This is a genomic window from Stenotrophomonas sp. GD03819 (genome assembly GCF_029841665.1).
Lineage (GTDB): Bacteria > Pseudomonadota > Gammaproteobacteria > Xanthomonadales > Xanthomonadaceae > Stenotrophomonas > Stenotrophomonas geniculata.
Genome location: NZ_JAOCEW010000021.1, coordinates 24,052 through 34,319 on the forward strand (window position 1 = coordinate 24,052; position 10,268 = coordinate 34,319).

Annotated in this window: 10 protein-coding genes; 2 read left to right on the plus strand and 8 right to left on the minus strand. The window is 67.6% G+C overall.

Annotation, left to right across the window (positions count from 1 at the left end; translation table 11 throughout):
• Window positions 1-21: 21 nt before the first annotated feature.
• Both N5D45_RS13730 and N5D45_RS13735 read left to right on the plus strand, forming a co-directional pair.
• Window positions 22-924 carry a cation diffusion facilitator family transporter gene (locus N5D45_RS13730; protein ID WP_010484991.1) on the plus strand — a complete coding sequence of 301 codons (903 nt, stop codon included), beginning with the start codon at window positions 22-24 and terminating at the stop codon, window positions 922-924.
• 182 nt (window positions 925-1,106) lie between these two features.
• Window positions 1,107-1,541, plus strand: a complete 435-nt coding sequence (locus tag N5D45_RS13735; protein WP_010484993.1) for a Rid family hydrolase — start codon at window positions 1,107-1,109, stop codon at window positions 1,539-1,541.
• On the opposite strand, the gene N5D45_RS13740 is transcribed toward N5D45_RS13735, so the two are convergent.
• The 8 genes from N5D45_RS13740 to N5D45_RS13775 form a co-directional block, all read right to left on the minus strand.
• A complete protein-coding gene (locus N5D45_RS13740) occupies window positions 1,538-2,251 on the minus strand; it encodes an energy transducer TonB (protein WP_197656355.1) in 714 nt (237 codons plus the stop codon). The genes N5D45_RS13735 and N5D45_RS13740 overlap by 4 nt on opposite strands.
• On the minus strand, window positions 2,244-3,044 hold the full coding sequence (locus tag N5D45_RS13745) for a ChaN family lipoprotein (RefSeq protein ID WP_057504131.1): 801 nt from the start codon (window positions 3,042-3,044) through the stop codon (window positions 2,244-2,246). Before N5D45_RS13745 ends, N5D45_RS13740 begins: the two co-directional genes overlap by 8 nt.
• Window positions 3,031-5,502, minus strand: coding sequence for a TonB-dependent receptor (locus tag N5D45_RS13750; RefSeq protein ID WP_279939106.1), 2,472 nt, complete (start codon window positions 5,500-5,502; stop codon window positions 3,031-3,033). Before N5D45_RS13750 ends, N5D45_RS13745 begins: the two co-directional genes overlap by 14 nt.
• Before the next feature lie 64 nt (window positions 5,503-5,566).
• Window positions 5,567-6,493, minus strand: a complete 927-nt coding sequence (locus tag N5D45_RS13755) for a FecR domain-containing protein (RefSeq protein ID WP_010485002.1) — start codon at window positions 6,491-6,493, stop codon at window positions 5,567-5,569.
• Window positions 6,490-6,999 carry an RNA polymerase sigma factor gene (locus N5D45_RS13760; RefSeq protein WP_019336455.1) on the minus strand — a complete coding sequence of 170 codons (510 nt, stop codon included), beginning with the start codon at window positions 6,997-6,999 and terminating at the stop codon, window positions 6,490-6,492. The genes N5D45_RS13755 and N5D45_RS13760 overlap by 4 nt, the downstream gene beginning before the upstream one ends.
• Before the next feature lie 265 nt (window positions 7,000-7,264).
• Window positions 7,265-8,062, minus strand: coding sequence for a hypothetical protein (locus tag N5D45_RS13765; RefSeq protein WP_128987831.1), 798 nt, complete (start codon window positions 8,060-8,062; stop codon window positions 7,265-7,267).
• Between the two features lie 10 nt (window positions 8,063-8,072).
• Window positions 8,073-9,974 carry a hypothetical protein gene (locus tag N5D45_RS13770; RefSeq protein WP_279939108.1) on the minus strand — a complete coding sequence of 634 codons (1,902 nt, stop codon included), beginning with the start codon at window positions 9,972-9,974 and terminating at the stop codon, window positions 8,073-8,075.
• Window positions 9,975-10,046: 72 nt separating this feature from the next.
• Complete coding sequence (locus tag N5D45_RS13775) at window positions 10,047-10,238, minus strand: hypothetical protein (protein WP_128987833.1); 192 nt, start codon at window positions 10,236-10,238, stop codon at window positions 10,047-10,049.
• Between the last annotated feature and the right edge of the window lie 30 nt (window positions 10,239-10,268).

The window sequence follows — 10,268 nt, forward strand, 5'->3', positions numbered from 1 at the left end:
CGGTCGGTCGTTCGGCGGACGATGGATACCGCGCGCGAGCAACGCATCCTGAAGTTCTCCATCGGGGTCACCCTGGCGGTGAGCACGGTCGGCTTCGGCGGTGGCCTGCTGGTGGGATCGCAGGCCATCCTGTTCGATGGCGTGTACAGCCTGGTCGACGTCGCGCTGACCCTGGTGTCGTTGTCGGTGCTGCGGCTGGTGGCGCGGGAGCAGAGCCCGCGCTTCCAGTACGGCTACTGGCACCTGGAGCCAATGGTCGAGGCACTCGGTGGGGTGATCCTGTCGCTGGCCTGCGTGTATGCGCTGGCCAACGCGGTGATTGGCTTGACCACGGGCGGGCATGAAGTGAAATTCGGGCCCGCGCTGTGGTGGGCGGCACTGCTGAGTGCCAGCAACCTGGCGATGGCGCTGTTTGTCGCCCAACGAGCGCGGCATCTGCGCTCGGCGCTGTTGTGGCTGGACGTGCGTGGCTGGCTGCTGGGTGGGTTGATGAGCCTGGCGGTGGTACTGGCCTTCGTACTGGCCCTGGCCCTGCAGGGGGGCGAATGGCACCACTGGGTGCCGTACCTGGATTCGATCGTGCTGGCGTTGATCAGCCTGGCGGTGCTGCCGGTGCCGGCGCGCAGCGCGTGGAAGGCCATGCGTGAAGTACTGCAGGTGGCGCCGGATGATCTGGACCGGCGCGTACAGCAGGTGATGCAGGCATTCGTGGCCGAGCGCGGTTATGCCGGTTTTACCAGTCACGTGGCGAAGATGGGGCGGATGCGCTTCATCGAGATCCATGTGCTGGCCGACCCGGGTACGCCGCTGGGGTCGGTGGGCGAGGTTGATGCGATGCGCGATGAGATCGCGGTGCGGCTGGATGCGCGTGGCAGCACGTTCTGGCTGACCATCGATTTCACGGCAGACCCGGCGTGGACGTGAGCGGGGAACGGTAGAGCCGAGCCCATGCTCGGCTGCCATTCGCGCAGCGCAGCCGGGCACGGGCTCGGCTCTACACGTCGGCGATCGTTGCGCGTGGCAGACCGGTCTGTTGCACCGGATCCGTTTGACCTCAACCTGGGTTGAGGTCACAGACTGCCTGCAACCCCCACGAGGCGCGCGGCATGAACCTGCTGACCACACCGGACCTCAGCCATGGCCTGCTGGAGCTGTTCAATCCTCCCGGCCTCTACGACCCTTCCGCGAACGGCTACTCCCACGTGGCGGTGGTGCGCCTGCCGGCACGGGTGATCCATGTCGCCGGGCAGGGCGGTGAAGATGCCCAGGGCCGTCTCTCGCCCAGTTTCGAAGACCAGGTCGGGCAGGCGCTGGACAACCTGCAGACCGCGCTGCGCTCGGCGCAGGCAAGCCTGGCTGATGTGGCGCGGTTGCGCATCCTGGTGGTGGACCACGACGAAGACCGGCTGGGCATCATCGCCCATCAGGTGCGGCGGCGCTGGCCGAACCGCGCCGCGCCCACCTGCACGCTGATCCCGGTGCCGCGGCTGGCGCTGGACGGCATGCTGTTCGAGATCGAGGCGGAGGCTTATGCCGCCTAGCGCAGGTAGTACTCCACCGGCACCACCAGCTCCTGCGGTGCCTTCAGTTCATCGGGAATGGGCGGCAGCGGCTGCGCGCGACGGAAGGTCTGCAGCGCGGCGTCATCGAGCATCGGCTGGCCACTGGACTGCTCCAGCCGCAGCGCCAGCAGGCGACCTTCGCGGTCGATGCTGGCCCTGACCCACGCAGTGCCCTGCTGACGGCGCGAGCGCGCGGCGGCAGGGTAGTAGCGGTAACGCTCCAGCCGCGCCATCAGGCGGGCTTCCCACTGGTCGCTGGCGGCGCCGGCCTGGAAGTCTGCCGGTGGCGCGTCTGGAGCGGGCGGCGCGGCCGTGATCGATGCCGGTGCGGGACTTGCATCGGTCGCGGCCGCAGGCGGGGCGACTGGCAGTGGCTGGCGGCCCGTCCCACCCGTTTCGCTGGCGGCCAGCTCTCCCTCGCGCGCCGCCGTAGGCTTGGGTGGCGGCGGCGACTTCGTGGGCTGCGAGGCGCGGGCCTGCTGCGCCTGGCTGGGGGTCTCGGCCTGGCGTTCCTCCACCGGTTGCGGCGGCGTGGCCGGTGCCAGCAGGCGCAGGCTGATGCGCACGTCCTGCTCCGGCGGCGGCGGCATCGGCGGCATCGCGACCCAGTGCACCAACAGCAGCAGTGGCAGCAGATGCAGGACGACGGTGATCGCGATCGCCTGCCAGTGTTGGCCACGCTCACTCATCGTCCAGCACCCACAGCAGATCGGCATCAGCTGCATCGACGGTTTCACCCGGTGAAGCCAATGCAATCACCAGCGCAGGCGTATCCGGTGACAGGTAGCCCGGTACCCCGGTACCGCGCAGTACATGCCAGCGACCTGCTACCAGCAGTGCTGGCACGGGCGCATCGAGCAGCACCCGCGCCATGCGCGTATCGCGGGCCTGTTGCACGGCCAGCATCCCTTCCAGCATCGGTGCCGCGTCTGCGTGCTGGGCCAGCACCACCGCCGACAGGCGCTGGCGGGCAGCGGCCACCGGGAATCGCACGCCCTCGGTCGAGGCCAGCAGCGCGTTGACCTCGGCACGCGACAGGTTGCCGCCGAACAATGGCGTGCCTGCATCGGCAGCCTCCCGTACCAGGCCGCCATACGCGGCCCACGGCCAGCGCGTATCCCAGTCCAGCAGTTCCCGCAGGCGTGCACCTTCGGCCTGGTTGCCCTTGGCCAGCCAGCGCTGCACGCGCTGCAGGCGTGGCTGGCGCTCGCTGGCGATCATTTCCAGCACCAGTGAACCTTGCGGGCGCTGCCGCTGCAGGGCCTGCAGCAGCCAGCGCTGGGCGGCGTGGTCTCCGGCGAGATCATGGCGTTCACCCAGCAACAGCCGCTGGGCGTCCGCCGCGCGTGTCACGAATGCGGCTTCGTCCAGGTGCTGGCCAGTGGCCAGGTCGATCACTGTGCCGGGCACCGGCTGCGCGCCAGCCACCGCGGCCAGCGCGAGCAGGCATACGGGCAGCCAGCGACGGCTAGAACGCCACATTGACGCCCATCGAGACGGTGCGGCCACGGCCGTTGCCGCGGTCCAGGATCGGGCTGAAGATGCTGTCGATCGAGGCATTGTTGTCATAGGCCTTGTTCTGCAGGTTTTCGATGTTCAGCCACAGCGTGGTGTTGGCCTGGGGCTTGAAGCTCGCGTAGAAGTCCAGCAGCACGCCAGTGCCGCCGGTCTTGCGGGTCTGGAAGAAGTCGTAACCTTCCTCGGTGGGCCCGGAGTACGCGGCGCGCAGGCCGGCCTGCACGCGCTGCTGCCACCAGCGGCCGCCTACGTCCAGGGTCCAATAGCGGTCCGGCAGGGCGGTGATGTCTTCCAGGTTGACGAACTCGATGGCCGGTGCGCTGGTGCGCGAGCGGGTCCAGCTGAGCGTGGCGTGGTAGTGCTCGCTGGCGTAATGCGCCTCCAGCTCGATGCCGCGCATGCGCACGACGCCGGGATGGTTCATCCAGCGGGTCGTGGCGGTGAAGTCGTCTGCATCCAGCACATCGGTCCAGGCATTGAGCTGCGGATCGCTGTCGATCGGCACCACCAGCGGTTCCACTTCCGGCGGATGCACGATCAGCAGGTACTGCGGCTTGATGTAGTCGCGGATGCGGTTGTCGAAGCGGGTGATGCGCAGCTGTGCCAGGTCACCGTCGACCAGCAGCGAGTCGATGCTGAGGTTGGCGCCGAACTGCAGGTTGCGCGAGCGCTCGCGGCGCAGGAACGGATTGGCGCCGATGCCGTCGGCGACGCTGGCGTCCTCCAGCGGGATCTTCTCGAAGAACATCTCCTGCACGCGCGGCGGCCGTGATGTGCGCGAGACCTCGGCAAACAGCTGCAGCCAGTCAGTGGCCTGCAGTGAAACCGCCAGGCTCGGGCTGAGTGCGCGCTCGCTGCGCCGCACGTCGATGTCGCCGCCATTGATCTCCGCGCATTGGCCGGGTACATCCGAGCACACCGGGATGTGGCCACGGATGCCGAAGCGGTCCTGGCGCAGGCCGGCAGTCAGCGCGTAGATGTCGTACTGCAGTTCCAGCGTGCTGAACACGCTGTCCAGCTGGCTGCGACCCTGCGGGTTGGCACCGCGCAGGATGGGCGTATCGGCCACATAGATGTCCGACTGGTGCTTGATGCCGGTGTTCCAGCGCGCCTGCAGTGCGCCGATGTCGAAGCGACTGGTGTTGTCGAGGGTCCAGCTGCTCAGGCTGCTGTGGGTGCGGCGGCCGATGTAGCTTGAATCTTCCACCGGCGGATAGAACAGCCGGGTCTTGTTGCTCGCGAAGGTCGCGCGCAGGTCGATCCATGGCGAATAGGGCGTGTAGTGGTAGCTGGCGCGCTGGTTGCGCGCGGAAATCTGCCACGGGTAGTTGTGGTAGAAGTCGTTTTCGTAACGCATGTGGCTCAGGTCGAGCCGATGCTGGTCGCTGGGCTGCAGGCGTGCTTTCAGCAGCCAGCTGCTGGGCTGCTGGCTACCGGGGTCGGCGTTGTTCTTCTGCCCACGCGCGGTCGCGTATTCGCTGCTGCGGCTGCTGCTGGCGGCGGCCAGCAGGCCGAACTGACGGTCGCCACCTTCTTCGCTGTGGCGCCATGCACCGGCGAAGGTGCGGCCGTTGCCATAGCCGTTGTTGCCATGGCGATAGCCGGCGCGCAGGCCCCAGTCACGGCCCTCACCCAGCAGATCGTCGATATCCAGGGTGCGGAAGTTGGCACTGCCGGCCAGCGTACCAGCGCCGTCACCGCCAGCGACCGCACCGCGCTGCACGTCCACACCGGCCAGCAGGAAGGGATCGACATAGGCGAACGGACCGCCCGAACCATGCCCGGCATTGTTGCGGAAGGTCTGGGTGACACCGTCGATCATGGTGTTGACCCGGCCGGCACCGGTCATGCCGCGGATGTTGACCTGCAGGCCCGGCTGGCTGCGCGAATGGAAGCTGTGGGTGCCGGGCATCGAGCGCAGCAGGCTGTTGCCTTCCTGGCGTTCGGCCATCGCCACGCGTTCGCTGCCGACCGAGGGCGCAAAGCCATCGCGGATGGCCGGTACATACTGGCTGGCGCCGGCCCCCGGTGCCTGGCCGTGCGCGGTAGTGCCCTGCACCCGCAGCGGGCCGGTGCGACGGCTGCCATCGATGCGTTCAGCCGGCGCCGGTTCCAGGGCGGCGCGGCGCGCATCGACGAAGCGCGGTCGCAGGCCGCTGCCTGCCAGCAGGCGTGACAGGGCCTGCGCATCGTCGAAGTCACCGCGCAGAGCAGGGGCCGAATGCCCGGCAGGCAGCGCCGCGCCGATCACCAGGTCGACACCGGTCAGCCGGCTGTAGGCGTCCAGCGCGGCCGCCAGCGGCTGGGCGGGCAGATCGTAGGTGCGTGTGGCGGTCTGTGCGTGGGCACTGCCGGGCAGCAGCGGAAGGGCGCTGGTGCAGGCCAGCGACAGGGCAAGGACAAGGGGGCGGGGGCACAGCATCGGGGGCTCCAGGGGCTGACGCAGAACGTCGTCATCCTGGGTAGACGCAGTCGCAGGCCGGATGTCAGGGTCCATCACGCTGCTCCCTGCGTGGCGGCAGCCACACCTGTATGCCCGCGCCGAGGCGCAGCACGCGCACCTGCAGTTGCGTGGCCAGCTGGTCGCGATTGCTGGCTGCACCGTCGGCACTGCCGAGCAGGGTGACCGGCTGCTGGCGCAGCTGCTCGCCGACGACCCACGTATGCCCGCCATGCCAGCGGTCCAGGCCCTGCGTGACGTCGGCCAGCGGGGCCGAGACCCAGTGCAGGCGCCGCTCGCGCCAGGCCAATGTTCCGGGGGCAGCCGTTGTTGCATGGGCTGTTGCCTGCCCATCGAAGCGCAGCTGCTCGCCGTCGTCGGCCAGCATGCTGACGTTGCCGCTGTCCACGCGCACGCGATGCTCGGTAACGGTGACCACACTGCTGTTGCCCTGCACGGCAAGATCGAATGCGGTCCCCAGTGCAGTGACGGTGCCCTGTGGGGTATGCACCTGGAATGGCCGGTCGGCATCGGCGGCGACCTGGAACCAGGCCTGGCCGCGCTGCAGCTGGAGCTGGCGGCGCTGCCCATCGATGCGCACCTTCACTTCGCTGCCAGGTGACAGCAGGACATGCGAACCATCCGGAAGAGTTTCCTCGCGGATCTCGCCAGCGGCCGTACGCAGTACCTGTGCCACGGGTGGCGAGGCATGGCGGCTGTAGAGACCCAGCGCGCACAGCAACAGAACCGCAATGCCGGCTTCGCGCAGGCGACGGCGTTGCCTGCGCTGCTGTTGCCGCTGCAGGCTGGGCGTCGCCGCACCGGCCTGCCACAACTCCTGCAGGTGCAGGTACTGCGCCGCATGGCGTGGATCGGCCCGGCACCATTGCTCGAACGCGTTCTCATCGCGGTCACCGTCGTGCGCATCCAGCCACCAGCGTGCAGCTTCGCGTGCAATGGTCTCCTGGCTCATGCGCCCGGCACCTGCTGCAATGCGACCAGGGCGCGCAGCAGATGGCCGTGCGCGGTCTGCCGGCTGATCCCCAGCTGGCGCCCGATCTCGGCCAGCGCCAACTGTTCCACACGGGCCAGCAGGAACACCTGGCGCGAGCGTGGCGGCAGCGCGGCGATGATCGCGTCGAGGTGGCGCAGTTGTTCGGCGTCGAGCAGTCGCTGCTCGGGCAGGGGCGCAGGATCGGCGATGGCATTCAACTGCGTGTCATCCAGCACCTCTTCGCGACGGCGCTGGCGTTGCCGGTAGTGATCGGCGATCAGGTTGTGGGCGACGCGGTACAGATAGGCGCGGCCATTGCCCAGCAGGCCACTGGTGGCGACTTTGACGACACGCAGCCAGGTTTCCTGGACGACGTCATCAGCGTCGCTGCGTTGCGGGAGTTTGCGGCGGACATGGGCGTGCAGCGGCCGGTAATGGGCTGCGCACAGCTGCGCGACATCCGTCGGTTCGACAGGCGTGGACACGGGGCGGGCGACAACTGGGAAAGGGAACAGCCCGCGGCGGCAAGGGCAGCGGCTGCACCTTACAGCAAAAGAGAATCATTTGCATCTATGGCATGAGGCGCAGTACACATGGGTGTAAGCGGACAGTCACTCTGCGAAATCGGGACACGGGGTTTGCAGAATCCCCAGCTCCGGCCAGTCAAGGGCGAATCGTCCCTGTGAGCCCCTTTTCCCTGACCGTTCGATAGCCCCTCAAACAGGGTTAGAACCCCGCTTCAAGCGGGGCTCAAATCGGGGGGAGCTCATCGGCCACCCACCCGCCACTGCGGAACTGGTTGCCACCAGCGTGCCCAGCGGACCCGGCCACCACCGTGCCATACAGTGCCGTCCGATGGAGCTCCTCCGTGTCCAGGGCGCCATCCCTCCCCCAACGCGGCACCAGCGACATCCGCGCGCCACCTGCGGCCGCCATGGCCAGTCGCTCCCAGTCCATCCCGCCCCCCAGGCCGCCCTGGCGGGCGATCTGCAGGCGGTCGGTCTGAGGGGTAAAGCGGAGGCGCCGGTAGGTGCGCCGAGCCACCACGTTGACGCCTGCGCCCAGGGTGCGCTCCACAATGCTGGGATCGATGCGCTCAGTCTCTGAGCCGGGCTCAATCGGTAGGTCTACCGCCTGGTGGGCGAACAGCTCGCCCACGTCCAGGCCCGCCACCCCAATCTCCACCTGGATACCCACGAGGGCCACAGTGCCCGCTGGAAGCACCCACCAGGCCGCGCGGCTGCCGTCCACCAGCTCGACCACCTTTTGGTTGAGCGAGGTGCCACCGAGGGCTTGGCCATACGTAGCATCACCAGCCTTGCGCCCTGTGAGCTTGAGGGAGGTGCCGACCGGGCAGGACAAGCCGAGCATGCCAACGACACGGACGCCAGCGGCCGCTGGCCAGGTCAACCGCAGCCGGACGGCCGACGTACCGCCGCTGAGCCGAGCAATGCTTGTGGGCCGCCCATCGGTCAAGGCGGCGGGGTTTGCGACAGTGGCGCCATCAACGGCAGCGGTCACGCCTGCAGGGGAGAATCCGATAAGCATGTGGCAGTCCTTATGCGCCCCAGAATTTAAGGGTCTGTTCGCCAGTGATGGGGTTGCTGGTCACCGCCGTGACGATCACCTTTCGACCGGCTGCGAGGCCATAGCGCGGGTAGCGGATGCGCCCGACCTGGCCCGGTCGCAGCTGCAGGTCAGGCCGCGCGGTCATCCGGCCGGCGTAGAAGTTGCGGGGCACTGCGTAGAGCTTCACGACACGATCAATCTCCGCCTGAGCGTCAGCGCGGCTATCGAAACATGACTCCACCGCTGGCGCGGCCTCCGCGTGCTGGTAGCAGGCAGGCAGATCCCCGGTGGCGTAGACCTGGCCACGGTGGCTGGCAGACAGTTCCTTGCGGATGCTGGGCGGCACCTGATCCAGGCCAGTGGCCATGTCGCCGTCAGCCAGGACTACCGCGTTGGGTCGATAGCCCATGCGTCGGGTGAGGCCGGGGGCCAGATCCGGCATCACAACCAGCGGAGCGGCGAGCTCGACCAGGTCGAGCTCGAATGCCAGGTTCGCATCGGCAACGCTCTCAGGGTCGATCAATCGCGCCAGGCGCAGCACGCCATCCCCATCCTGCCACCAGTCGGCGCAGTAGCTGCCCAGGATCGCAGCCAAGGCCTCGCGCGGCGTGCTGTCGCCGTCCGCAAAGTAGCCCACTCCGGCATAGCCCGTAGCCTGATCGATGGCGACCGCGTCGGCGCTCTGCCATGCGGCTTTCCCAATACGGCCGAACACGTCTGAAAGCGCCTGTTGAAGCGTTGCCGGCCGGTCCGCGCCGATGGTCGAGACGTCAGCTGTCAGCGGCCCGAGAGGTGGCGACTGCAGGGAGAGCTGCTGTCCACCAGCAACCAGGCTGTACGCGGTGCCGGCAACCAGTTCCACTGCGCGGTCACGGACACTCATCACTGATTGCAGGCGCGAATCGCAGATCCATTGCAGCGAACCATCACTGTTTACGGCCGTGGTCGGCACGCTTCGCACCAGCCCGATCACCACGGGCTGCGGCTGCCAGGCGATGCTCTCGCCGTGGGTCGGGAGAAATACGGCCCTGCTCAGCGGCTCATCCAGGTCACTGTGCGCGTCCTTGAACGTCAGGCGCTTGTAACTGTCGTCTTCGACCTCGATTCGATCCAGCACATAGCGAGCGACTGGCACCGCACTGGCCATCGACTGGCCTTGCTCGACCTGGCGCACCGTGACTGGCACGTCACGAATAGCGGACAGCGCAGTGGCATCCAGCATCCCTGCGGCGTCCTGCACGCGGACCTGGGCGCTGCCGGCACGCGACTCATTGCTCCACATCCAGAACGAAACCGCGCTGATCGTACTCAGGCCCTCGGTGGCGATGATCCCAGCGAACGCGGTGTTCGCTGGCGAGTCGCTGGCAGCGCTCATGTAGTCTTCGCTTGCGACGCGGATTGTGGAGATCGGATCGGCAGCCTGGGCCCATCCCGCAAGTGCGGCCGGGCTGAGCCCTTGCCACTGGCCAGCGTTCACAACACAGCGAAGGCCGCGCGCCTTGGTGGCAGCGATAGATGCAGCGAAGTAATACGGGCCACCCGCTAAGACATCAACGCTGGCCACCTGCTGGCCGTCACGATAGAACTGAGCCTGCGCAGGTGTGCCAGGCAGCACGCGTACCCCCAACGCCTCACCCTTGAGGGGGATTGGCAGGCCGCTGGCAATCACAGCGCCGTTGCGGACCACTTGGCCGGTGTGCAGCTTCCAGCCGACTCCATTGGACGCACCCAACTCGGAGGACAGCGGCGCAGCGGCGTTGCAGAGGCCGATAATCGCAGCGAGAGGATCGTCGCCCCACAGCATGAACTCAGCGCCGGCAGGACCGGTAAGCGGAAAGGTGCTCCTGGCGATGCGGGCAAGAACAACCGCCCCCGGTGAGGCCACGGTCAAGCCGCCATCCTCTACCAGTAGACCAGCACCGAGCGGAGACGACGCCCAACGGCCAAAGGTACGCACGACGAGTCAAGCCTCCTGGGGAACTTCAGTTGCTTCAAAGCGGTAGACCGCACCGACTTTGAGCGTGGCGGCGTCGGCCGTATCGACCGTGAGATTGATCTGCGGCATGTTCGGCTGACTGACCGGACGGAACTGCAACATCACGCCGGGCTGGTCAGCAGACTCGGAGCGAAGATACAGGCGAGCATCAAAGCGCATGGGTGTTTCCTCTTGATGGATGAGCGGCAT

Bases quoted from the DNA above. Each gene is read 5' to 3' on its own strand.
- N5D45_RS13730 (WP_010484991.1), top strand. From the start codon at position 22: ATGGATACCGCGCGCGAGCAACGCATCCTGAAGTTCTCCATCGGGGTC.
- N5D45_RS13735 (WP_010484993.1), top strand. From the start codon at position 1,107: ATGAACCTGCTGACCACACCGGACCTCAGCCATGGCCTGCTGGAGCTG.
- N5D45_RS13740 (WP_197656355.1), bottom strand. From the start codon at position 2,251: ATGAGTGAGCGTGGCCAACACTGGCAGGCGATCGCGATCACCGTCGTC.
- N5D45_RS13745 (WP_057504131.1), bottom strand. From the start codon at position 3,044: ATGTGGCGTTCTAGCCGTCGCTGGCTGCCCGTATGCCTGCTCGCGCTG.
- N5D45_RS13750 (WP_279939106.1), bottom strand. From the start codon at position 5,502: ATGCTGTGCCCCCGCCCCCTTGTCCTTGCCCTGTCGCTGGCCTGCACC.
- N5D45_RS13755 (WP_010485002.1), bottom strand. From the start codon at position 6,493: ATGAGCCAGGAGACCATTGCACGCGAAGCTGCACGCTGGTGGCTGGAT.
- N5D45_RS13765 (WP_128987831.1), bottom strand. From the start codon at position 8,062: ATGCTTATCGGATTCTCCCCTGCAGGCGTGACCGCTGCCGTTGATGGC.
- N5D45_RS13775 (WP_128987833.1), bottom strand. From the start codon at position 10,238: ATGCGCTTTGATGCTCGCCTGTATCTTCGCTCCGAGTCTGCTGACCAG.